The following is a 25272-nucleotide window of genomic DNA, read 5'->3' on the forward strand; positions in this document are numbered from 1 at the left end:
ATAGAACAGACCTGTCATTTTAACAGTATGAAAAGGAACAAATGTTCATCGGAGAATATTTTGAAACTAGCAAATCTAATTGTATGATGGATAGCAAAGAAAGGAGGTGCAGGGAATGATTACATTTACGAGAGGAAAATTGTCAAAAATGTCTGGTGTACATATTGAAACCATTCGTTTTTATGAAAATGAGGGTGTGCTCCCCGAGCCTAAGAGAGCACATAACGGCTATCGTTTATATGATAAAAAATATGTACTCATGCTATCCTTTATCACTGAAGCAAGAAAGCTAGATTTCTCACTCAAAGAAATTCGAGAAATTATCACGTCACTATTCGAGAAACAGTCAAAAACAGAAGCGGAACAGCTGCTCGAACAAAAAGTAGAAGATATTCAAAAATCCATTCAAGAGTTAAAAAAGAGGAAGGCGGCCATTCAACTGTTAACGAAACAAACATTAGCTAACATTAGTTAATTGTAGAGACTGCCAAAGATGTGCCGGTATTTTTTACTGGCACCCCTCTGCGCCTAGCTGTTAAGTACACGTTGTATGAAAACATCAGGTATACTAGAGACAGCTTGACGTGACATCAATCGTATGAAAGGGGTTATGAATAGAATGAGAATAGCAACCATTGGAACAGGTGTGATTGTGGAAGGTTTCCTCCAGGCAATTGAACAGCTTGAAGGTGCTTCTTGCCACGCTGTCTATTCAAGAAAGGAAGCGACGGCAAAGAAACTCGCAGATCAATTTGGGGTGCAAACGACTTATACGGATTTAACCGCTATGTTAGAAGATCCCCACATAGAAGCGGTATATATCGCATCACCCAATCGTTTACATAGCGAGCATGCCACGGCTGCATTGAAACACGGAAAACATGTGATTTGCGAAAAGCCTTTTACCTCTAATGTGAAAGAGCTAGAAGCCTTAATCGCTCTCGCAAAGGAAAAGCAGCTCTTCCTATTTGAAGCCATTACGACCGTTCATATGCCCAACTATCATTTAATCAAAAAACACCTTCATCAATTAGGCAGAATCAAACTCGTTCAATGCAACTACAGTCAATATTCAAGTAAATATAATCAGCTGCTCGCCGGGGAAACGCCGAATGTCTTTAACCCAGAGTTTTCTGGCGGTGCCCTCATGGATATTAACATTTACAATGTTCATTTCATTATGAATCTATTTGGTTCACCGAAAGACGTTCGTTACCAGGCCAACCGCCATCCAAACGGCATCGACACATCTGGTGTTTTAACTTTTACTTACAATGATTTCATCGCCACAAGTGTTGGCAGCAAAGATACAAGCAGTATGAATTTCGCTTTGATTCAAGGGGAAAAAGGGTTCCTGCATGTGAAAAATGGTGCGAATGGCTGTGAGGAAGTGTTGCTGCATATAGGAGACCAAGTCACTTCACTCAATGCACAAACCAATTCAAACCGCCTGTTTTATGAAGCAGAAGCATTTCAGCATATCATTGAAACAGGAAATGTCGAAAAGTGTTATGAATGGCTTGATGACAGTCTTTCTGTCATGAAGGTTCTTGAAGCCGCTAGGAAAGACGCCGGTATTGTTTTCCCAGCGGATCATGCTTAAATAAAAAAACCGCCTTCTGATGAAAAGGCGGTTTTTTGACATTAGATACTCTTTGAATATGCCACCAGACGCTGAGACATATGATTCACTTCATCAACTGAAGCGTTCACTTGCTCTGTTAAAGCAGCCTGTGTTTGCGTAAGAGCTGTCATATTGGAGATATTTTCAAGAATTTGATCGATTTGTGTTTTCATTTCAGTTAAACTAGATTCGATATTTTCTGTCGCATTGGCACTATGAAGCGCTAGCTTACGTACTTCATCGGCAACGACTGAGAAACCGCGTCCCTGCTCGCCTGCTCTTGCTGCTTCGATTGCGGCATTCAAACCAAGCAGATTCGTTTGGTTTGCCACTTCTTTGATTAAGTCTGAAATGTTCTTCGTCTCATCTGCACTGTTTTTCGCCAAATTAGCAGCAGACGTTGACTGCTCTTGAGCGACAGCAAGCTCTTGTGCTTGGTTTGTTACAGAACTGATACCAGATACCATTTCACTAATAGAACTTGAAAGCTGCTCTACTTGGGAAGCCATTTCATTGGCTGTTTTTTCTTTATTTTTTTCTAACGTAATATCACGAATCGTTCCTGCGACACGTAAAGGGACACCCTTCTCATCACGAATGGTTTCACCGCCCGCATGATACCAGCGATACTCGCCATTTTTACTCTGCAATCTATAGTCAATATCAAATGGTGTACGGCCAGAATGGTCATTTAAGTGATCCGCAAAGGCTTGGAGAGCCGATTCTTTATCTTCAGGATGCAAACGATCACTCCAGCTGCTCAATACGTTCGGGAAATCCTTTTCATCTGTAAAACCAAGCGTTTTTCTAAACTGCGGAGACCACCAGAATTCATTGTTTGGATTGACAGGATCGCCAGCCTCTACAACCATATCCCAAGGAGCTTCCACAAGCGCACGGTTGATCAAGTCATATCTTGTCACGAATGCTTGCAGCTCTTCTTCTTTCAATTTCTGATCATGAATATCAAAAAGAGCCCCTGCCACACGAAGAGGTACCCCATTTCGATCTCGAATCGTCGTTCCAGTTGCTTTGAACCAGCGATACTCGCCATTTTTCAACATCAGACGATATTCGATATCATACGGTGTCCGGCCAGAATGATCCAATAAATGCGTAGAGAATGCATTCAAGGTGTATTCCTGCTCATCTGGGTGAATTCGAGATGCCCAGCTGTCTAAGACATTCGGAAAATCGTTTTCATTTTGAAAACCTAGCATTTTGCGGAAATCATCTGTCCATTTGAATTCGTTTTTTGGATTCACAGGATCTCCTGCTACAACCGTCATATCCCATAGACCCACTTGAATCGCTTTTGTCACTAAATTCATACGCATATGAATATCTTCTTGCACTTCTTGCATCTTTTGTAACGCTTCATTTATTTGAGCCACTGCTTCTATTGTTTGACTAGAAGAGAATGCAGCAGTATCAATTCTGGCTGAAAAATCTCCCTTCTCAATTCGTTCAACTAATTGACTGCTTTCACTAAGAAGGGCTTCCGACGATGAATCACTTGCTTTTCTCATAAACATCTTCAATAACTCCTTTCATTTTTTCATACATTTTTGAAATATTTTACAGTTATAAACAATTCTTTATTAGGACTTTAGTAATACAAAAGATATATCGACAAAAACTGAAAATTGTTTATGTCAGAATGAAGGCAAATGTTCATTTTTTCACGAAGTTTTAGATTTTGGGGATGGGTCATGGAAAAGATTTATGGAAGAAAACGGCTCAATTGATAGAATCAACCGCCTATTTTGTCTGAAAAATCTCTTTTTTTATATTGACACTGACCGCTCGAAAAAAGAAAATGGAACATAAGCATTTTAAAAAAGGAGAACGTCATGAGCGCGAATCAGGAACAACACGAATTAAAAAAGCTTTTATCGCCGCGTCATATTCGCATGATTGCGATGGGCGGGGTCATTGGTACAGGAATCTTTAAAGGAAGTGCCGATACAATCGGCTTAGCAGGTCCTGGAGTCATCTTTTCCTATGTATTTGCTGGATTGCTTCTTCTCATTGTCATGGCGGCTTTAGCTGAAATGGCCATCGTCTACCCGGGGAATAACCTTCGCGACCTCATACAGATTGCGCTTGGTCAACGTTTTTCATTTGTTGTCGGATGGGTTTACTGTTTTATGTGGCTCACTGTATGTGTCATTGAAATTATTGCAGCGGGCAGTTTGCTTCAATATTGGTTGCCGAACGTACCATTATGGTCTTTATGTTTACTTTGCTCGCTCTTAGTCATCGGAATTAATTTAAATAATGTAAAATACTTTGGTGAAATTGAGTTTTGGTTCGCTGGAATGAAGATTTTCGTTATTATTGTGTTTATTCTTCTCGGTGCTGCATTATTATTTGGAATCATTCCGAGCGAACAAAGCACGCCTGTTCTCACCAATTACCAAAACTTTGTCCCGAACGGATGGGGTGCTGTCTTTGCCTCATTATTAGTGGTGATCTTCTCGTATGGAGGCTCTGAATTGATCGGGCTGACCATTACAGAAACAAAGGATGCAGAAAAGGTATTACCTGGTGTTGTCAAAAGTATGATGTGGCGCATCATCTTGTTTTACACACTGCCGATTTTGATTATTTGTGGACTCATTCCTTGGAATCAAATTGATCCGAATAACAGTCCTTTTGTCCAAGTCTTTTCAGCAGCTGGCATGCAAGGTGCCTCTCACTTCATTAATTTCGTCTTAATTACAGCCGTTCTATCTGCCGCCAACTCTGGTATTTACGGCACGACGAGAATGATTCATTCTCTATCTAAATCAGACGGCGGTCCAAAAAAGCTGGCACAGGTCAACAAAAGAGGTGTACCTATTTTAAGTTTATGGGTGACCGTTCTGTTTCTTTTAATCGGAACATTCTTTGCTTACTTGTACCCAGATCAAATTTTCAGCTATATGCTGGCTATCCCTGGTTTTGCGGTCTCTCTTATTTGGATTAGCATCTGTCTGGCACATTTGAAACTGCGTCCAAGATATCCGCAGGAGCCGTATTTCAAAGTTTGGTTATTTCCGTATTTCACTTTATTTGCTGGTCTTGTACTCAGTGTCAGTTTTGTTCTGTTCCTATTCAGACCAGAGAACTTACCTAGCTCGATTATCAGCATCGGTTTCTTAGCAGCCGCCATCATTGCTTCATTCTTAATGAAAAAGAAAGCTTAGAAACGCATGAAAAAACCCGCCTCAGTGGCGGGTATCAGATTGTTGACAAAGGGCTAAAATGAACTTGATTTTAGCCCTTTGTCTTCTTTTCAGCGTGATAGAAAACCTTTGCAGTCTAGGAAGGACGAGTACTGGCGCGGAGCGAATTTGACATTCGTGAGCACCAGCACGCAGGACTGACAAAGAATGCGAGGGTTTGTCTACACGCTGAAGCCCGCCTCAGTGGCGGGTTTTTTCATGAGCAGCTGCTGTGACTTCGAAATCGACAGACGCTTTTGGGATGCCGTTGATGATGATGGTTAATGTATGAATGCCCTCATAGTGCTTTCTCGTTGTCATATTTTTAAATGACTGTGACCGGACAAATTCTCTATGCAGCGCCGATCCTGTTTCAAATTCTGTGATTTTAAATACCTTTTGACTGCGTGTACCACGAGCTTTAACGTAATCAACGGCATACTCTACGCGCAGCTTTAATGGCTTATCAACCTGAAGAATAAAATGAAAGGGCAGCTTCTCTCCAATACGAACGGGGTCTTGCGTCACCTTCAAATCCGTTACTTGGATAGACGGATCATCTCCATAGCCAAATAAAGCCATGATATCTGGATCGCCTTTTTTCAATAAAGTACGGGATGCATGTTTGACAATCCAGTTTGTATGTTCATTGGTTCCATACCAGCTTTTGACCATTTGCTTCATGAGGTCTGGCTGAATTGCGGAAATATCATTTAAATGATTCGCTACACTTTTTTGCACATACTTGGCCGAATCTGACTTCAAATTTTCTAGAATGGGCAGCGTGACAGAAGGGTCCTTTTTCAGCGCAGGGACGGATAATCCCCACGGCAAACGAGGCCTGCATCCTTCACTAGCGAGACGGCGAATATGTTCATTTTGATCCTGTGACCACACAAGCATCTGCGCCAGCATTTTCTCTTGATCTTGAATGAGAAAAGGTCGAACGGCAAATTCAGCAGTGGAAAACGGTGTAAAGAATTCAAGTGCTTTGATCGAGATATCCCAATGGTCAACACCATATGTCTCGACGTAGTCTGGAAATACGAGCGCACTGAGCCCTGTAAAATGCGGTGCTGTCTGACGCAGTACATCGATTGCCTTCTCATAATCTTCAGGCAGACAGGCGTGCATCGATTCAGTCACTCTTCTCATTCGTCCTTTTAACTCCAGCTGCTCCCAATCCTCTTGAAACACGAGCTGCTGAAAGTGATCAGCATCAAATACAGTTGACGCTTGCGCCAGTTTTTCTGCTAAATGTTGAATAAATGGTTCATTATATACATGTTTTAAAGGTTCGATCGTGTCCGCCTCCCATAGCTCAATATCATTATTTTATCCTAAATTGTCAAAAGCGGCATAACAACAAACCAAAAACAGCCCAATCCCGAAGAATTGAGCTGTTGTCCCGTTATATAAACATATTTATGATCATAATAAATGCAATGGCGCTAACGGAAATGATGGTCTCCATAGCCGTCCAAGTCAAGAACGTCTCTTTAATGGTCATACCAAAATACTCTTTGATCAGCCAAAAACCAGAGTCATTGACATGAGACAAAATCAGTGAACCCGCTCCTGTTGCTAAAACAAGCAACTCTCTGCTCACATCCGGCATGGATGCAGCAATTGGGGCTACAATTCCGGCCGCTGTCATCATGGATACTGTAGCTGATCCTGTTGCCACACGAATAACCGCAGCAATCAGCCAGCTAAGTAAAATCGGTGAGATTGGGGAGTGTTTGGCTAAATCAGCAATATAATCCCCAACGCCTGAATCGATCAGTACATTATTGAACGCTCCGCCTGCACCAATCACAAGCAGAATGGAAGCGATCGGTCCCAAACAATCGTTACTGAATGACAGCACTCGGTCACGGCTCATCCCTTGTATAAAGCCAAGACTAAAGAAAGAATACACTGTCGCAATCAATAAAGCTGTTATGGGATCTCCAATGTACTTGAACATCTGATACCACATACTATCCTCTGGCAAAATAATATCCGCCAACGTGGCAAGCAGCATAAGAATGACCGGCACCAAAATGGTAAACATCGTATTCGCAAAACCAGGAAGCTTCCGATCAGCATGTCGTTCCGTGAATTGCTTTCTGAGCAGCTCTGGAACTGGTTTATGTATCCGTTTTCCAATCCACTTACCGTACAGCGGTCCAGCGATAATAGCTGTTGGCAAACCGACGATGATTGAAAAGAAAATCGTTTTTCCCACGTTGGCATGATAGATGCCTACTGCTGCCATTGCAGCTGGATGAGGCGGGACTAGCCCATGCACAACAGACAAGCCTGCGATTAATGAAATCCCAATCGTCACGAGCGAAATGCCCGTTTCAATCGCAATGGTAAAGAGTAAGGGAATGAGAAGAACGAATCCGACCTGGAAAAAGACAGGTATCCCCACGATAAAGGCTACAAACATCATCGCCCAATGCACATTTTTCGTCCCAAAACGACTGATGAGTGTTTGAGCTATCCGCTCAGCGCCCCCTGACTCAGCCATCATTTTCCCAAGCATGGTCCCAAGTGCTAGTACAATCGCCAGTAACGATAACGTGTTCCCTAATCCCGTTTTAATCGATTGAATGATTTCCTGTAAATCCATTCCTGTAGCAAAGCCTACTAGCATAGAGGTAATGATCAAACTCACAAACGGATTCAACTTAGCGACTGTAATGAGAATGAGTAAAAGGACAATCGCCGCAATCACAATGAATAAAAGCATGTTCTCCCACCTTTTCCCCGATGTTTAACGATTTTGTTTTAATTGCAACGCACTAATGACATCAAATTCATCCTTCAGTTTGTCATAGAGACGCTCATATAAATAAAACAGCTCTATGTATGTTTCGTTGTTCTTCATATTTGGTTCATGGCGGGCAGAAATACGGATCCATTCCTGTACCTCTTCTATCTCTTCCATATGACCTAAACTATGAAGTGCAAGGACAGCCGCCCCAAGTGCGGAAGCCTCGTAGCTCTCTGGAACAAGCACTTCTCTGCCCATTGTATCCGCCAAAATCTGCCGCCATAGCGGGGATCTCGCAAATCCACCAGAAGCCCTGACATCCTTCGCTGGACCTGTTAAATCTCTTAGTGCCACACCGATCGAGAAAACACTCATAATGACGCCTTCTAACACGGCTCTAATAAAGTGCTCGCGCTTATGCTGAAGACCGATCCCGAAGAACGTGCCTCTTGCGTTTGGATTCCAATAAGGTGCTCGCTCACCTGTTAAAAATGGTAGAAACAGCAGTCCTTCTGAGCCAGCTGGAACCTTTTCTGCAATATCAATCATTAGATCGTAAGGGTCTACACCTAGACGCTTTGCTACCTCCACCTCGGAAGACCCAAATTCATCCTTGAGCCATCTCAGCATAATTCCGCCGTTATTGGTCGGTCCTCCGACGACCCAATGCTTGTCCGTCAATGCATAGCAAAATGTTCTTGATTGCTCATCTGTAATTGGCTGATCTACGACTGTACGTACTGCACCACTTGTCCCAATCGTGACTGCTACCTCACCTTTGCCAATCGCACCAACACCAAGATTCGCTAGTACACCGTCATTTGCACCCACAACAAATGGTGTATCTTCTTCAATGCCCATTCGCAGCGCAATTTCTGGCTGAAGCCCACGTAGCTGATGCGTCGTTGGAACAAGTTCAGACAGCTGATTCACCTGAATTCCTGCAATACGTAGTGCCTCCTCGTCCCATTGAAGCGTTTCCAATCGGAACAGTCCTGTTGCTGATGCGATTGAATAATCGACCACATACTGACCGAAGAAATGATAAAGAACATACTCTTTGATGGAAATGAATTTTGCTGCCTGATTGAAGACGTCAGGTGTCATTTCCTTGATCCATCGTATTTTTGAAAGCGGTGACATTGGATGGATCGGTGTTCCGGTTCTTTTATAAATTTGAAAGCCATCTAAGTCCGTTATGATTCGTTTCGCTTGTTCTGCACTTCTGTTATCAGCCCAAATGATACTGTTTGTTAATGCTTTTCCATTCTCATCCATGACGATTAAGGAATGCATCGCCGTACTAATTCCCACACCTATGAGGTTTTTTGCATCAAATGCTGCTTTCGTCAATGCGCCTCTTACACTCGCAATCACAGCATCTAAAATATGTTCAGGATTCTGCTCAACCCATGCTGGCTGGGGGTGAATGAGGTCATAAGGAACAGAATGCTTTGATATGACTTTCCCCTGTGGTCCAAATAGAACCGCCTTTGTACTTGTTGTTCCAATATCCAAACCAATTACCGCCTGGTTTCCCTTCATCTGTATCACGCCCAATCATTGATTTGAAATAAAGTGTCGTGGTGCCGGTGTACCTGATAAATCCCATTATAGGAATATTTTTTTCGACATTCAACGATCAAAAAGAAAATAATTTTCACTAAAAACCTCAGAATCGTTACCACAACAGCATTTTTCACTAATAGAAAAATTTATTTTTGAAACCATTACACTCTTTTTTGAGAAATGGTTTCTCTCATTTGCTTTAAGTTTGTTAATGTTTCCTGCTGCCTTAAATGTGCAAGCGCAAAATATAGCACATCAATCACAGTAAGCTGGGCAAGCCTAGCAGACATCGCTTCTGTTCGGAAAGCCGTTTCTTGCGTTGATGTATACAGCGTGACATCTGCAAGCTGACTCAATGGAGAACGCTGATAGCTTGTAATGCCAATGGTTTTCGCTCCTTTTTCCTTAGCTGTTTTCATCGCATCCAGTAAATCCTTATTTCGACCAGAATGAGATATACCAAGCACTGTGCTCTTTTGATCAAGCAGACCTGCCGACATCGCTTGAAAGTGAGAATCTGTATGAACAATACAGTTGATGCCTGTTCTCATAAATTTGTGAAAAGCATCTGTGGCGATGAGGCCAGACCCACCGCTGCCATAAAACTCTAAGCGCTCTGCTTCATGGATTAATTGTACGGCTCTTTCTACATCTTCTGGATTCAACAATTGAAAACTATCCTTTAATGCAGTGATGTTCGCCTGAAATACCTTTTGCATAAAAACAGCAGTATCATCGTCAAGACTCATCTCTTCATCTACATAATCAGGCTTCGTTTGGTCTATTTCCTGGGCAATAGCAATCTTCAAATCTTGATACCCCTCAAATCCAAGCCTTTTACAAAGACGAAAAATCGTTGCCTCTGAGCTCGCTGTCTTTTTGGCAAGCTCGACAATCGACAAATGGATGATGTCGCGGGGCTCACTCGTAATGTGCTCAGCAATTGCTTTCAGTTTTGGCGGCAATCCTCTGCTTGCTGCCCTTATCTTATCCATACTACTTAAACTGACAAAAGCCAATTAACTTCACTCCTTCTCTATTCATGTGAGCGCATACATTTCCTCATGTTCCCATCTTATAAAAAAGAAGCCTGTTTGCACAGACTTCTTTTTTAAGAATTCAAGACTTTGATCATTAAATCAAAAAACCCTTCAGCATCTACATCCATACACACTTGAAGATTGCGATCTTTTCCCCATTGGTGCTGAAAATCACATATCATTTGACCATCGCAGAACTCACTCTTCGTCTCCACTTCTACATGAAAAGCCTGTGTATTCACAAGTTGTTTATCAATTGCAAGACTTACAGCAAGCGGATCATGCATGGCACATGCCCACACCCCATTCCGCTCAAAATAGCGCTGGCGGTAAATGCTTGTGCTCTCTCTGATATAACTGGCTAACGTTTCATTTTGAATGGCATTAATTCTCTCATCCGTTAACAAGACCTGTCTCGTGACATCCAGCCCTACTTGAGTCAATGAAGGGAAACCAGCCTCCAGCACCAATTTCGCCGCTTCTGGATCTGCATATGTATTAAATTCCGCAACCGGTGTGACATTCCCCTGTCCCTGCACGACACCCCCCATAAAAATGACTTCTTTCACGTGATGAATCAGCTCAGGGCATTTTTTTACCGCAAGGGCTAAATTCGTTAACGGTCCTGTCAACACAAGCGTAACCTGCTTCGAATACTTCAGTACTTGGTCAATGATAAAATCAGGCGCAAAACCTTCATCTGCGGTCTTCTTAGGCTCGACATCTTTTAAAGCGCCGCCAATTCCATCCTCCCCATGCACCCGATGTTCATAATGAGGGGCTCTCAAAAGAGGCGTTACTGCACCTTTGATGACAGGGATTTCCTCTGCCTCAACCAACTCAAGCACTTTACACGTATTCAACGTCGCCGCTTCAACAGACACATTCCCGCACACCGTTGTGATCCCCAACATATCAAACCGCTTACTTTTCACTGCAAGCAAAATACCAATCGCATCATCAATTCCAGTGTCTACATCCAAGATCAATTTCTTTTTATTTGCCATGTTTGAAAGCTCTCCCTTGTTTGTAAGTGTTGTTAGGGGAATGATAGCATATTACTTTGGTCATCGTTTTTTAAAGAACATACAGCTAACGGATATTTTTCACTCTTTTTCTCCAATGTCTCTCAGATACTGATCACGTTCCTCCTTAGTAAAACTTTTAAGGTAATTTTCTTTCACTTCCGGCTCATCTTTATATTCTTCCCAATCTATAAAGCGGTCTGATAAATCAGGGTCATAACTCATTGAACCGATTTTTTTAGCTCTATATTGTAAAGAACCTGAGAAACCGTACTTTTCCGGTTCATCATTTACATAACCATCAATCGTAATATCTCCCATTGGGTTAATGGTCACATCTTTTTCAAACGTGATGGTTTTGATAAAGTTATGAATATCTATTTTGTGTAAGTGCTCTTCAATCTTGGGTTTCATCTTCTCTGCAAGTTCTTCTGCTTTTGCTTGATCACTCTTTTCCTTGACCGCATTATTATTGTTAATCTGAACGATTAACGAAGTCACTGCGACAAGGATGACTACAAACAATACAGATAAAAGCTTTATTGTGTTTTTCATGTCTACCGTTGCCACCTTCTTAATAATGAAAAATAAAAAACAGGTAGGTGATTACCTGTTTTATTATTTTTCTCCAATATCTTTAAGATACTGTTCACGTTCTTTTTCGGAGAGTCTTTTAAGATAGTTTTCCTTTAGTTCAGGTTCATCTTTGAATTTATCCCAGTCTTTAAATCGATAAGATAATTCAGGAGAAAAAGTCATGGTACCTACTTCCTTAGATCGATATTCTAATGATGCAGAGAAGTCATACTTTTCTGGGTTACCATTAATATACCCTCTAATTATTATATAACCCATTGGATTAACATTTACTCCCTTATCGAACGTAATGGTTTTAATAAAGTTGTGAATATCTATTTTATGTAAACGTTCTTCTACTTTCGGTTTCATTTCTTCTGCGAATTCTTTTGCTTGTTCTAAATCGTTCTTCTCTTTCACGATTGTTTCACCTTCTGATTCATTCAATTTTTTTTCTTTATCTTTTTGAAAAACAAGTGATAATACTAGAATAAAAACGATAGTAATCAAAACAATCAGTACAACCTTAAATGTATTTTTCACAAAAAATATCCCACCTTTTAAATATTCAATCGATAGGTTTTTATACCTTTTTTTATAGATATTTACCATACAATATCTTATAATATACATGATTATTATTACAGGAGTGTAAATATTGACCAAAAAATATGCAATTAATCAACTTAGCGATAAAGAATATAATGAAATATCATCAGCCTCTTATGATATCTTCAACTATGAAAATTCTAAAGATATACACTTGAAAAATGGTAAAATAATGTATGTTGTTGACCACCAAGAAACAAAAAAAGGTCTTAACTCACTAACCCTTGTATCAGAAGAAGATTTTGAGCGCTCCGATGGCGGCAAAGACCTCACCAAAATCAAAAACGCCGTCATCGCCTACCGCGGCTCAGAACCGATTGGGGCAGGCCAATATAAAGATACCATTAAAAAACATGGAAAAAAAGAGTCAGATGATCTTCTTTCTACCATTTTGACAAAGCTGCCTCCTTTTAGCCAGTCACAGACGTCAAAGGAAGTCACGACGAAGATGACGACAGGGACAACGACCTATACAAATGAGATTGTACAAGATTGGTTGATTTCAGATACGAAGTATTTGATTAAAAATATCCCCTTTGAACACGGTGCAGAGAATCAAATGGTGCAGGCGGACCGGTATGCAAAAGAGATCAATAAAAAAATGCCGAATGCGAAGATGTATGTGACAGGGCATTCACTTGGCGGGTCAAATGCTTCTTATGTTCTTGTCAAAAATGATTTTATTCAAGGCGGGGTCACCTTTGAGAATCCGAATATTTACCCAAATCTATCGGATGGTCTGCAAGCCAAAGCATTAAAAGGTGATTACCGTAGTAGATTAACAGAATATATCAATCTCAATGACGGGCTATCTCTCTTAAATCGTCATACGACAGAAATCGGTCGTGTGAAAGTGATGTATGATGCCGCTTTACCTGAAGGCGTCGATTACACTGAGGACTCCTCAAAGGCCGTCCAATTTATGAAAAATCTCCTCAATCGGGCAATGAGTGTGAATCCTTCACTTGATGCGAATTTATTTCTTGAAGCCCTCGCCGGCAGCCATGGCTTAGACCGGTATTCCTTTTCGTCAGATGGCTCCGTTCAAACCATTGATGATATGTTGAGAAAAAACCCTTCTCTCACTGCCGCCATGTTACATCAATTGAGCCAATCAAATGTTCACCCGCAAAGTGTGGTAGCGATTTTAATCAAGTCGCATGTTCTCATGAACACAGGTCGTAAATTCTCCACATATGCCGAGCACCATATGCAGCAAATCATTCGTAAAATTGAGAAACTCGATGACAAAGTGGATCAATCGGTGGAACGCGTTCGTTCAAGATACAAACAAATTGTCGGTTTTGGTTCGTATGACCAGCTGACGGCTTCAGATGTGGATGCTGTGATTCGCCACTTAAAAACAGAGGGTCTTGAAAATGAATTCTATTCGGTCAAAAAGTATGATGCAGCGATTGATCATGCGATGGATATGAAAAGGTGGATGGACTCAATATCAGATGATATGAGCCAGCTAGGAAAACAATACCACGATACAGATACAACCCTTGCCAAGAATATGGGGATTTCTTAAGGAGTACGACAAATGGAATTTTCAAAGAAACAACCAACAGACGCAGATCGTTTTTTGCAGAGAGTCACAGATACGCATACATCTAGCTCCATCTTCTCTCAAGCAAACTTTAACACGGAAGATATGACACCAGCAGAGCTGGCTGCTTTGAAGGCAAAGATCAAGGAAGAACAGAAAACAGCGCTGATCAGAGCCATCCGGCATCAACTTCAAAATGAATTTGCAGAGGATCGTCAAGAAGCCAAAAAAATAGTAGATCTGATTGATGACCTTCTGATTAACGTGTACAAACATCAAAGGAACATCCAAACCCATATGTCAGGTGAAGCCATTGACGCGTTAATAGAGAAAATCGAAGAAAGACTCACATTTTTTGAGCTGAAAGAAGATGTTCAATCAGCCATTGATTCGATCGGCATTTAAATGAACCTTCCATCCGGTGAATCTTTTCCCCGTCTCACTCGTATATACTAAAAGAGTGATTGATTTGAAAGGAGATCTGTTTGTGGGATATATGTTGTTATTTTCGGTTGTGATCGGTCTTGTCCTGACCCTTTTGCTCACACCACTCAGGTTAATCGTTAGAAAGAAAGGGACTGAACAACAGGTGCCGCTTATGTGGATTGCGGGACTGGCACTGCTGTTTATCATCGGGATTTTCGGCTTCTACTACATCACCAATTTAGACCGCAACCCATCATCACTGTGGCTCATTGGACTTGTTGTGACAGCAGCAGGTGCCTTTTTATCAGTGGGATTGGAGCGGAAGATCAAGGGCGTTTTATTTCTCATATTATTGCTGCTCGGTGTTTATATGGCAACCGCTTTTCTATTTAATGCAAATGAGAAATTCGACGTGTCTAAAATGGAGCAAAAAGTCGAAATCAAAGCGTTCGATGAGACAGAAACACCTGCGAGTGTACCACCGCAATTTGCTCGCAATAAGATGAAGAAATCGTTCGGACAGGTGCCAAACACGAGTTACTACGAGCTTGGCAGCTTGCAAATTCAGAAGGTCAATGGTGAGTATGTGTATATCGCACCCGTCGAGTTCTCCGATTTCTTTAAATGGATTCGTTCTGGTAGCACACCGGGTTACTTTACATTAAGTGCGACCGACTCATCTGCCAATCCAAAGTTTGTGAAAACCGAGATGGTCTATACGCCTTCTTCCTATTTCAATAAGGAAATTGAGCGGCATATCCGTCTTCAGTACCCAGATTTGATTTTCTATGGAGACACGCAGCTCGAGATCAATGATGATGGCAAGCCTTATTACATCCAAACATTTGGAGATTTCATCTCTGCACGAAACGGGTTTAAAGCTTCAGGTGTGGTTGTTGTGGATGCCAAAACGGGTGCAACGAAGAAATATTCCTTAGACAAAGTACCAGCCTTTATTGATGGCGCTGTGTCACCAGAGGCTGTCAGTCTGCAGAATAGTTACTTCGGCAACTATGTACATGGTTTCTGGAACAGCCTCTTTGGAAAATCAGATGTGAAGCTGCCTTCTGATGAGGGGACTGAAGCCAATGTAAGTCCGGTGTTTGATTCAAAAGGGGATATGTATTACTTCACAGATTTCACCAGTCCAAAAGAGGGCGTTGATTCCATGCTCGGGTATGCACTAACAAATGCCCGAACAGGAAAAGCCACGTATTATACGGGTAATCTTGAAGAATCCTACATGGATTCACAGGGAGCTTTGCAAATTATTGAGAAACGATTTATCGAGAAGAAATGGAAGGGCCGCATGCCGATTCTTTATAATTTCTACGGGGAAGCCAGCTGGCTTACACCTGTTCTCGATTCAAACGGATTCCTGCAAAACTACTTTATTGTTTCGGCAGCCAATCCTGAAATCGCCGCATACGCTTCTACACCAAACGAAGCACTAAGAGCCTATAAAACAGCTCTTCAAAAAGGCGGCGGTACCGTCAATAGTTCATCAAAGCAAGAAAAGAAAGAGTCGACAGGCAAAGTGAAGAGGGTGTATAAGGAAAAGACCGGTGATTATACAACCGTCACCTTCTTACTAGACGATGGGAAAAACTACACCATGTCATCTGAAAAAGAGCCTCTTATTATTTATTTAAAAGAAGGCGATCAAGTCACCATGAAGTACACAGATACAGGTGAGATTTTCCTCCCAGTCGATGAAATCAACATCAAAGGATTATAAAAAAAGACGTTTCTCCTACTGCGGAGAAGCGTCTTTTTTCTCTTTTCTCAACAACTCAACAAGCAATTCCTTATTTTTATTCCCACCTGTCATCGGGGATTCGACATAGGAAAATGTCCGTTTAAAGTCCATTCCCCTCACAGAAATGACAGCCAATTCCCCGCCAATGCTGCCCCGCTGAAGGACATATTTAGATAAAACAGACAGCCCCATTCCATGAATGACAGCTTCTTTAATCGCTTGATTGCTGCTAAATGTCACAAAGGTCCGCGCTTTCAGTCCATTTGATTTCAGGACGTGCTGTAAGTATTCTCCTGTCCCAGATCCTTCTTCTCTTGTGATCCATGTTTCATTTTGTAATTGCTCAATGGTGACATCCTTTTTCTTTGCAAACGGATGGTCTAATGGGGCAACGATATACAGTTCATCCTCTAGGAACGTTTCTACAGAGAGTTCTTTGTCATTGGTTTGTCCTTCAATCAGTCCGATGTCGACATGGAACAACCGAACATGTCTAGCGATCGCCTCTGTATTATCAATGACTACCTCAATATCAACATGCGGATAGAGCTGATGAAATTGTGCCAAAATTTGCGGCAGCACATACTCCCCAATGGTAAAACTCGCTCCAATCGTGAGCTTCCCTCGTGCCAGATGATGATGCTCATAAATATCCTGCTTCGCCTGTTCATATAAACGAATGATTTGTTTTGATCGATGGTACAGCATATCCCCAGTTGGCGTCACCGTTAATTGCTTTGGCGAACGATTGAGCAGAACCGTCTGAAATTCCTGCTCCAAGTTCTTAATGTGAAGACTGACACTCGGTTGAGAAATCCGTAGCTTCTGAGCTGCTTTTGTAAAGTTTTTCTCTTCTACCACTGTCACAAATGTCTTCAGTGCATCATAATACATCTGTCCCTCTCCTATCAGAAATCTTAATCCTACATCTTCAATACATATATCTTACTAATTCCTTTCCAACTCGTAAAGAACAGCCTAAACCAATCAATTTAATAAAAATATTTACTAATTTTTTTAAAGACTCTATACTGAAAGGAGATATTTTCTATAGGAGGTGCTGACTTGGCAGCTAAAATAAAGGACATTGCGGAAAAAGCCGGATTATCCATCGCCACCGTGTCTCGCGTACTGAACCAAGATCCCAACCTATCGGTTACGGATCAAACACGTGAGAGAGTATACGCGGCAGCAGAAGCTTTGTCCTATCAAAAAAAGACATTCAAACATTCACTAAAAAAAATTGCCTTTCTCTATTGGATGACCGAAAAAGAAGAGCTTGAAGATATTTATTTCAAATCCATTCGTCTAGGCATTGAGGAACTCACCAATACCAGAAGCTTAAATGTTACCGCTTACAACCCATCTGATGGTCTTCAATCGATTGATCCTTCTACAGAAGGCATCATCGCCATCGGTCGATTTAAAAAAACTGAGCTTGATCAATTATATGCAATCACAAAACATATCGTCTTTATTGATACATCACCAGATGAAGACCGCTTTGATTCTGTGAAACCAAACCTGAAACGAATTGTAGAAAAGATTATCGATTCTTTTATCGAAAAACAGCACACATCCATCGGATTTATTGGCGGGACAGATCTTGATCTCAATACAAATAGGCGTATTCCAGATATTCGTGAAACGACCTTCCGCCAGTACATGACAGCACACAACAAACTGGATGAACAATTGGTCTATATCGGTCACCACTTCTCTGTAGATGAAGGCTATTCATTGATGATGAAGGCGATCGACGAGCTCGGCGATCACCTGCCAACCGCTTTTTGTGTCGCAAGTGATCCTCTTGCGATAGGCTGTTTACAAGCATTAAATGAACGCGGTTTTTCTTTACCAAATCGAGTGAGTGTCTTTAGTATCAACGATATTCACGTCTCTCAATATGTGTCACCACCGCTCACAACTTATCACATCCATACCTCTTTACTTTGCGAAACAGCTGTCGATTTACTTTTAGAAAGACTGGTTGATGGCAGAACATTACCAAAAACCGTGCTGATTGCCTCAGAACCTGTCTTTCGGAAAAGCACGATATAAACAGCTGGAAGGCCTGCCGTATATGGTGGGCTTCTTTTCTCTTTATTTCAGTAAAAAATTTTACTTAATAAATTTAATAAAATGTGTTTACTTTTTTTACTCAAGTTGATATTCTCACATTAAGAAAGCGTTTTCTTATCATCTGTGAAAAAAGAACGAGAGGGGATTACGAATGAAAAAGGGAAAATGGGCGACATTATCGGCAGTCGTTGGTACTGCTGTGCTGCTGCTGTCAGCATGCGGACCAGGAGATGACAATTCAAGCGGTACACAGCCGGCATCTACAGGTACAAAGACCTTGCTAGTGTGGGAGGATGTCAAAAAGTCTGATGGGATTCAAGACGCCGTCAAAGAATTTGAAAAACAAAACGACGTGAAAGTCAAAGTGGTCGAAAAAGCATATGCCGACCAAATTGAAGCGCTTCGTCTTGATGGCGCAGCCGGCACTGGTCCAGATGTCATCACCATGCCTCACGACCAAATTGGATCAGCTGTCACAGAGGGATTGTTACAAGAAATCAAACCAGATGAAAAAGTGATCAATTCCTTCACAGACGAATCGATTCAATCACAAACGATAGATGGTAAGCTATATGGCCTGCCAAAATCCGTTGAAACCACTGTGCTTTTCTATAACAAAGACCTTGTGAAAAAGGCACCAACGACACTCGATGGCTGGTATGACCTTTCGAAAAAGCTGACAAAGGACGGGAAATACGGTTTTGTTGCGAAGTGGGATGAAATTTACTACGCACAAAGTGTATTAGGCGGTTCAGGTGGCTATATTTTCAAACAGAAAAACGATGGTTCTTATGACGTCAATGATATTGGTCTTAATAACGATGGTGCCATCGAAGGCGGAAAATACATTCAGACATTCTTTAGCGAAGGACTTTTCCCGAAAGGTATCATTGGTGAGCAAGGAATCAATGTCCTCAATTCCTTATTCACTGAGAAAAAGGCAGCGGCTGTCATTTCTGGTCCATGGTCATTTGGTCCTTATAAAGAAGCGGGTATCGACTATGGCGTGTCCGAGCTACCAACACTCACTAACGGAAAACATATGAGCTCGTTCTTAGGTGTAAAGAGCTACAACGTCTCCTCTTATTCTAAAAATAAAGAACTTGCCGAGAAATTTGTTGAGTTTATCACGAACGAAAAAAATTCGAAAAAGCGCTTTGAAGTCACAGAGGAAATTCCACCAGTGAAAAAACTGATGAAAGACCCAGTCATTACTGAAAACGCTAATGCGGATGCTGTTTCAAAGCAAACGAAATATGCCACGCTGACACCGAACAATCCAGAAATGGCAGAGGTGTGGAAGCCAATTGACAGCGCATTAGGGCTGATTGCGACTGGCCGTACCGATGTGAAAAAAGCATTTGATGATGCGGTCAAACAAATCGACTCGCAAATTAAAGCGAATCACTCCAAATAAACACCAAGCGCAGGAAGCTGTTCATCTGTCATGCTGCCTGCACTTGATCTAATTTCATATGAAGTAGGTGTTAAACGTGACGGGTAACCTTGAACTAGACCGCACACACATAGTGGAATCAAATACACACCGGAGACGGGCGCTAATGTTCTCTCTTATACCCGGGATGGGGCAAATATACAACAAACAGTATGGCAAAGGGGCACTCTTTTTCCTGTTTGGCGTTTCTTTTCTACTTGTGTTTTATGATTTATTCAATATTGGCTTCTGGGGGCTGTTCACACTTGGTACGATGCTGCCTCGTGACAACTCTGTTTTCCTTTTAGCAAAAGGAATTATTGCACTTTTAACAGCTGGATTTGGCATCGGTTTTTATGTACTCATGATACGAGATGCATTTATGAACGGAAAGAAACGTGATCAAGGGGTTCCGCTTCATTCCATCCGTGCTCAATACCATCAGCTCATCGACCAAGGCTTTCCTTACTTAATGAGCACTCCTGCTTTCTTTTTACTTCTATTCTCTGTTGTCTTTCCTATTATGTTCAGCTTTGCGCTGGCCTTTACAAACTATGATTTATACCACTCGCCTCCTGCCAATCTCATTGATTGGGTAGGCATCAAAAACTTTCAAAATATCTTTTCAATCGATATTTGGAGAGACACATTCATTGATGTACTAGGCTGGACGGTCGTATGGACGTTGGCTGCATCGACCCTTCAATGTGCTGTCGGCATTTTCCTAGCGGTTCTGCTCAATCAAAAAGATTTAAAAGGAAAACGGTTTTTCAGAACGATTTTGATTCTGCCGTGGGCTGTTCCAGGATTTGTGACCATTTTGGTGTTTGCTGGATTGTTTAACGACACGTTTGGTGCGATCAACAATACCCTTTTTGCATCGATTGGAATTGATCCAAAACCATGGCTGACAGATCCATTTTGGAGCAAAATCGCTCTTATTGCGATGCAGACTTGGCTTGGTTTTCCTTTTGTGTTCATTATGACAACTGGCGTTTTGCAGGCCATTCCTGAAGATTTATACGAGGCTGCAACCATTGATGGGGCAAATTTCTTTCAGAAATTCCGTTCCATCACATTACCGCTTGTCCTCTATTCAATTGCACCTATATTAATCACGCAATATACGTTTAACTTTAACAACTTTAATATCATCTACTTATTTAATGGCGGAGGACCGCCTGTGGCTGGCTCAACTGCTGGGGGCACAGACATCTTGGTGTCTTGGATTTACAAACTGACGATGCAGTCTTCTCAATATGCACTCGCTGCCGCTGTTACGATCTTACTATCAATCTTCGTCATTGCCATTGCACTTTGGCAATTTAAGAGAACGAATTCATTCAAAGAGGAGGACATGATGTGATATGGGATCAAAACAAAATAAGCTCATTCGCCTGAGTATCACTTATTTCATCCTTTTCATTGCCTCCGTTTGTATTCTATATCCACTCCTTTGGACGATCGGCGCTTCCTTTAATCCTGGAAACAGCCTGATGAGCACAAGCATGTTTCCGAAGAATCCAACGTTCAGCCACTTTACAGAACTCTTCTTCGGTCAGGGGGCACTTTATGCAAAATGGTATTGGAACTCAATGAAAATCAGTATTGCGACTATGCTCTTAACGTTGATCCTTGTCAGCTTTACAGGCTATGCCTTTTCTAGGTTCCGATTCAAAGGACGCAAAAATGGGCTAATGCTCTTTTTGCTGTTGCAAATGATTCCTCAATTTTCAGCGCTGATTGCCATATTTGTATTGGCTCAAATGCTTGGACTCATTAACAGCCACCTCGCATTGATTTTGATTTATGCAGGCGGACAAATTCCGATGAATACGTATTTAATGAAAGGCTATCTTGATGCGATTCCAAAGGATCTTGATGAATCAGCCAGAATGGATGGCGCAGGGCATTTCCGGATTTTCATCCAAATTATTATGCCACTTGCCAAGCCGATTTTAGCCGTTGTTGCCATCAACTCATTTACAGGGCCGCTCGGTGATTTCATTATCTCCAGTGTCATTGTCCGCTCACCCGAAATGTATACGCTCCCAATCGGTCTATACAATCTTGTATCAGACAAAATGGGTGCCAGCTACACGACCTTTGCAGCCGGGGCTTTACTCATTGCGATTCCAGTTGCTCTATTGTTTCTTGTTTTACAAAAACAATTTGTATCCGGCCTCACACAAGGCGGGACAAAAGGATAAGGAGAGATTTGATGAAGAAATGGTTGCTTGTCACTGTTGTCGTTTTCTTTCTGATGGGGTTAGGTATTCTGCCTGAAGCAAAGGCTGATTCGATTTCGGTGAAACCGATCAATGGATTGCAAGGTGATTTCATCAAAGGAGCCGATATCTCCATGCTCGCAGAAGTGGAGCGAAGCGGCGGCAAATACTACAACCAAAACTGGCAGCAGGTTGATCCGCTCAAGCTATTAAAAGAGAAAGGTGTCAACTATGTGCGCATCAGACTCTGGAACCATCCATACGACAACCAAGGCCGTGCCTATAACGGGGGGACAAACGATTTAAATACCGCCATTTCTCTCTCGAAACGTGCAAAAGCACAAAATATGAAAGTGCTGCTTGATTTTCACTACAGTGATTTCTGGACCGATCCCGGTAAACAGTTCAAACCGAAAGCTTGGACCAATCTCTCCCAAAGCGATTTAGAAAAAGCTGTTGGCACTTACACAAGCGATGTACTTAAAGCGATGAAAGCACAAAATGCCCTACCAAATATGGTACAGGTCGGGAATGAATTAAATTCAGGTATGCTTTGGCCGAACGGAAAGAGCTGGGGTGAAGGCGGCGGTGAATTTGACCGACTCGCTGCTTTGCTAAAAGCGGGGACAAATGCTGTCCGCTCTGTCGATTCAAACATCAAAGTCATGCTTCATCTTGCACATGGAGGGGACAATGGTGCATCTCGCTGGTGGTTTGATGAAATCACCAAACGAGGCGTTTCGTTCGATACGATCGGTTTATCTTACTACCCGTATTGGGACGGGGGATTTAGCGGTCTTACTAACAACATGAATGATATTAGCGCCCGCTATAACAAAGATGTCATCGTGGTAGAAACCGCCTACGGCTTTACGACAGCAAATGGTGACAACCTCGATAACTCATTTAACCAAGATTCAGTCAATACGGCCGGTTATCCAGCATCACCACAAGGGCAGGCATCTTTTATACGAGATCTATCAGAAAAAATTTCACAAGTAAAAAACAATCGCGGGAAAGGGTTCTTTTATTGGGAGCCGCTTTGGATTCCAGCAAAAGGTGCTCCGTGGTCTAGTCAATACGGGCTCGCTTATATTCAAACAACCGGCACAGTCGGGAATGCTTGGGAAAATCAGGCCATGTTTGATTTCAACGGAAAAGCCCTGCCTTCTCTTGATGTATTTAAACAAATGACACCGTAATTAAACAGATAGGACGTGACAAAATGGGAAAGCGTTACCCACTCGTTCACCCAAATGTGAAAGGCTTTTTGCATGGTGGCGACTATAATCCTGATCAATGGCTTCATATGCCGGAGATCATTGACGAAGATTTTCGATTAATGAAGCTTGCACACTGTCAAACATTCTCTATCAACATTTTCGCTTGGAGCAAGCTCGAGCCAAAAGAAGGGGAATATGATTTTGCCTGGCTGGATGATATCATGGACCGCTTGGCAGCGCAGGGAGCTCACGCCATTCTCGCCACGCCAAGCGGAGCAAGACCTGCTTGGCTCTCGCAAACATATCCAGAAGTCTTACGCGTTGAAGCAAACCGCCAGCGCAACTTACACGGACTTCGCCATAATCATTGCTTCACCTCACCGGTTTATCGAGAAAAAACGAATACACTCAATCGTTTGCTTGCTGAACGCTACAAGGACCATCCAGCGCTGATCATGTGGCACATTTCAAATGAATACGGCGGTGAATGTCATTGTGATCTTTGCCAAGAAGCATTTAGAGACTATTTGAAAGACAAATACAACCATGACCTTGAAGCTTTGAATCAAGCATGGTGGACGGGATTTTGGAGCCACACCTTTACCGATTGGTCGCAAATCGAGTCACCTGCACCGCACGGGGAGCACATGATTCATGGCATGAACCTAGACTGGAAGCGTTTTGTCACAGCACAAACGATCAATTTTTATCAAAATGAAATTGAACCACTACGAGAATTAACACCTCATGTGCCAGTAACCACCAATTTTATGGGCGACTATCCGCATATGCGTCCATTTCTTGGACTGGATTATCATCAATTTGCAAAAGAAGTCGACGTGATCTCATGGGATAGCTATCCAGCATGGCATAGCGGCAGAGAATCCACTGCAGAATTAGCGTCAAACGTCGCCTTCGTTCACGATTTGTATCGTTCATTAAAGGGCGGTCAGCCGTTTCTTGTGATGGAAAGCACACCAAGCCTCGTGAACTGGCATGAAGTGAATAAGGTGAAGCATAAAGGAATGGCACACCTCTCTGCCATGCAGGCGATTGCCCACGGGTCCGACTCCGTCCTTTATTTCCAGTGGAGACAAGGCCGGGGCGCCTCTGAAAAATTCCACGGCGCTGTTGTGGATCATTCAGGACATGAACACACGCGTGTGTTTCAAGAAGTCGCTGATTTAGGAAAACAGCTGGAGCAGCTTCAACCGATTGCGGGTACATCCGTTCAACCAGAGGTGGCCATCATATATGATTGGGAAAACCATTGGGCAATTGATGATGCGCAAGGCTTAAATAATACCAACAAACGCTATGTAGAGGCTTGCCAAACTCACTATCGTAGTTTCTGGAAAAAGGGTATCCCTGTTGATATTGTCGGGATGGAAAAGGATTTCTCATCCTATCGAGTGCTTGTGGGGCCAATGCTCTACATGATCAAACCAGGCGTGGTAGAAAAGATCGAAGCATTTGTCAAAGAGGGTGGCATTTTTGTAGCAACGTACTGGAGCGGCATGGTTGATGAAAACGACCTCTGTTTCCTCGGTGGTTTCCCTGGCCCTCTCCGCCATGTACTTGGTGTTTGGGCAGAGGAAATCAACACATTGATGCCAGATGAACACGTCTTAATGACCACAGGAAATGGACGCACCTACCATGTCGGGCAATATTGCGAATCCATTCACCCAGAATCAGCCTCTGTGTTAGGGCATTTTGAGAATGGCTGCTATGAAGGGCAGCCCGCCCTTACTGTCCGTCCATTTGGCAAAGGGAAAGCATACTATATGGCTTCTGAAAATGAGCAAGCGTTTTATGATGATTTTTACGAAGATCTCATCACAGGAATAGGGATAAAGCCGATCCTCTCCTCTTCAATTCCAGAGGGAGTCAGTGTACAGAAACGAACAGATGGATCGCGGGACTTTGTGTTTATGATGAATTTTACAGATAGTAAAAAGGTAATTTTGTTAGAAGATCAAATCACTTATGAAGATGCATTCCACTCTTCAAATTTAACAGGAAAAATAATACTAGATGCCTATGAATATTTTATATTAAAAAGAAAAAAAGAATGTCTTTAAAGACATTCTTTTTTTCTTTTTATGCAAGAACCAACCTTAAATTCAGCTTAAATTCAGCTTATAAACA

General features: G+C 42.1%; 21 protein-coding genes. 12 read left to right on the forward strand and 9 right to left on the reverse strand.

The window, feature by feature from the left end:
• Window positions 1-115 precede the first annotated feature (115 nt).
• Together NSQ52_RS18755 and NSQ52_RS18760 are read left to right on the forward strand one after the other, a co-directional pair.
• Window positions 116-475 carry a MerR family transcriptional regulator gene (locus tag NSQ52_RS18755; protein ID WP_007498034.1) on the forward strand — a complete coding sequence of 120 codons (360 nt, stop codon included), beginning with the start codon at window positions 116-118 and terminating at the stop codon, window positions 473-475.
• A 144-nt stretch (window positions 476-619) separates the two neighbouring features.
• Window positions 620-1603, forward strand: coding sequence for a Gfo/Idh/MocA family oxidoreductase (locus NSQ52_RS18760; RefSeq protein ID WP_046344808.1), 984 nt, complete (start codon window positions 620-622; stop codon window positions 1601-1603).
• 41 nt (window positions 1604-1644) lie between these two features.
• Here NSQ52_RS18760 and NSQ52_RS18765 read toward each other — a convergent pair whose 3' ends face one another.
• On the reverse strand, window positions 1645-3159 hold the full coding sequence (locus NSQ52_RS18765) for a PAS domain-containing protein (protein WP_342473759.1): 1515 nt from the start codon (window positions 3157-3159) through the stop codon (window positions 1645-1647).
• A 318-nt stretch (window positions 3160-3477) separates the two neighbouring features.
• On the opposite strand from NSQ52_RS18765, the gene NSQ52_RS18770 reads away from it, so the two are divergent.
• Entirely contained in the window at window positions 3478-4815 is a 1338-nt protein-coding gene (locus NSQ52_RS18770; protein WP_024719206.1) for an amino acid permease, read from the forward strand.
• Window positions 4816-5034: 219 nt separating this feature from the next.
• Here NSQ52_RS18770 and NSQ52_RS18775 read toward each other — a convergent pair whose 3' ends face one another.
• The 7 genes from NSQ52_RS18775 to NSQ52_RS18805 all read right to left on the reverse strand — a co-directional run bounded on the left by NSQ52_RS18775 (window position 5035) and on the right by NSQ52_RS18805 (window position 12350).
• A complete protein-coding gene (locus NSQ52_RS18775; RefSeq protein ID WP_342473760.1) occupies window positions 5035-5988 on the reverse strand; it encodes a DNA alkylation repair protein in 954 nt (317 codons plus the stop codon).
• Between the two features lie 256 nt (window positions 5989-6244).
• A complete protein-coding gene (locus NSQ52_RS18780; protein ID WP_008347326.1) occupies window positions 6245-7573 on the reverse strand; it encodes a GntP family permease in 1329 nt (442 codons plus the stop codon).
• A 24-nt stretch (window positions 7574-7597) separates the two neighbouring features.
• Complete coding sequence (gntK, locus tag NSQ52_RS18785) at window positions 7598-9142, reverse strand: gluconokinase (protein WP_024720429.1); 1545 nt, start codon at window positions 9140-9142, stop codon at window positions 7598-7600.
• A gap of 185 nt (window positions 9143-9327) precedes the next feature.
• Window positions 9328-10161: a MurR/RpiR family transcriptional regulator gene (locus NSQ52_RS18790; protein ID WP_039165382.1), complete on the reverse strand. Its 834-nt coding sequence runs from the start codon at window positions 10159-10161 to the stop codon at window positions 9328-9330.
• 116 nt (window positions 10162-10277) lie between these two features.
• The gene (locus NSQ52_RS18795) at window positions 10278-11213 is read right to left on the reverse strand and encodes a nucleoside hydrolase (RefSeq protein WP_056408434.1); all 936 of its coding nucleotides are present in this window, start codon (window positions 11211-11213) and stop codon (window positions 10278-10280) included.
• Between the two features lie 99 nt (window positions 11214-11312).
• Entirely contained in the window at window positions 11313-11786 is a 474-nt protein-coding gene (locus NSQ52_RS18800) for a DUF1433 domain-containing protein (RefSeq protein WP_342473761.1), read from the reverse strand.
• A 63-nt stretch (window positions 11787-11849) separates the two neighbouring features.
• Window positions 11850-12350 (reverse strand): DUF1433 domain-containing protein, encoded by a 501-nt coding sequence (locus NSQ52_RS18805; protein WP_341299125.1) that lies wholly within the window; start codon window positions 12348-12350, stop codon window positions 11850-11852.
• A gap of 115 nt (window positions 12351-12465) precedes the next feature.
• Between NSQ52_RS18805 and NSQ52_RS18810 the strand changes: the two genes are divergently transcribed.
• From NSQ52_RS18810 to NSQ52_RS18820, 3 genes are all read left to right on the forward strand, one after another.
• Entirely contained in the window at window positions 12466-13950 is a 1485-nt protein-coding gene (locus NSQ52_RS18810) for a lipase (protein ID WP_342473762.1), read from the forward strand.
• A gap of 12 nt (window positions 13951-13962) precedes the next feature.
• Complete coding sequence (locus NSQ52_RS18815; protein WP_160758273.1) at window positions 13963-14373, forward strand: hypothetical protein; 411 nt, start codon at window positions 13963-13965, stop codon at window positions 14371-14373.
• Window positions 14374-14455: 82 nt separating this feature from the next.
• A complete protein-coding gene (locus tag NSQ52_RS18820; protein ID WP_047946714.1) occupies window positions 14456-16132 on the forward strand; it encodes a hypothetical protein in 1677 nt (558 codons plus the stop codon).
• A gap of 15 nt (window positions 16133-16147) precedes the next feature.
• On the opposite strand, the gene NSQ52_RS18825 is transcribed toward NSQ52_RS18820, so the two are convergent.
• Window positions 16148-17047 carry a LysR family transcriptional regulator gene (locus tag NSQ52_RS18825; RefSeq protein ID WP_342473763.1) on the reverse strand — a complete coding sequence of 300 codons (900 nt, stop codon included), beginning with the start codon at window positions 17045-17047 and terminating at the stop codon, window positions 16148-16150.
• A 171-nt stretch (window positions 17048-17218) separates the two neighbouring features.
• Here NSQ52_RS18825 and NSQ52_RS18830 point away from each other — a divergent pair, with 171 nt between their 5' ends.
• The 6 genes from NSQ52_RS18830 (at window position 17219) to NSQ52_RS18855 (ending at window position 25205) form a co-directional block, all read left to right on the forward strand.
• Complete coding sequence (locus NSQ52_RS18830; protein WP_024720441.1) at window positions 17219-18214, forward strand: LacI family DNA-binding transcriptional regulator; 996 nt, start codon at window positions 17219-17221, stop codon at window positions 18212-18214.
• Between the two features lie 172 nt (window positions 18215-18386).
• On the forward strand, window positions 18387-19652 hold the full coding sequence (locus tag NSQ52_RS18835) for an extracellular solute-binding protein (protein WP_342473764.1): 1266 nt from the start codon (window positions 18387-18389) through the stop codon (window positions 19650-19652).
• Window positions 19653-19797: 145 nt separating this feature from the next.
• On the forward strand, window positions 19798-21036 hold the full coding sequence (locus tag NSQ52_RS18840) for a sugar ABC transporter permease (protein ID WP_045033662.1): 1239 nt from the start codon (window positions 19798-19800) through the stop codon (window positions 21034-21036).
• Window position 21037: 1 nt separating this feature from the next.
• Window positions 21038-21880 carry a sugar ABC transporter permease gene (locus NSQ52_RS18845; RefSeq protein WP_007497274.1) on the forward strand — a complete coding sequence of 281 codons (843 nt, stop codon included), beginning with the start codon at window positions 21038-21040 and terminating at the stop codon, window positions 21878-21880.
• Between the two features lie 11 nt (window positions 21881-21891).
• On the forward strand, window positions 21892-23100 hold the full coding sequence (locus NSQ52_RS18850; protein ID WP_058337131.1) for a glycosyl hydrolase 53 family protein: 1209 nt from the start codon (window positions 21892-21894) through the stop codon (window positions 23098-23100).
• Window positions 23101-23123: 23 nt separating this feature from the next.
• Window positions 23124-25205: a beta-galactosidase gene (locus NSQ52_RS18855; RefSeq protein ID WP_342473765.1), complete on the forward strand. Its 2082-nt coding sequence runs from the start codon at window positions 23124-23126 to the stop codon at window positions 25203-25205.
• The last annotated feature ends 67 nt before the right edge of the window (window positions 25206-25272 follow it).

The organism is Bacillus sp. FSL W8-1141, assembly GCF_038593205.1.
GTDB lineage: Bacteria > Bacillota > Bacilli > Bacillales > Bacillaceae > Bacillus > Bacillus altitudinis.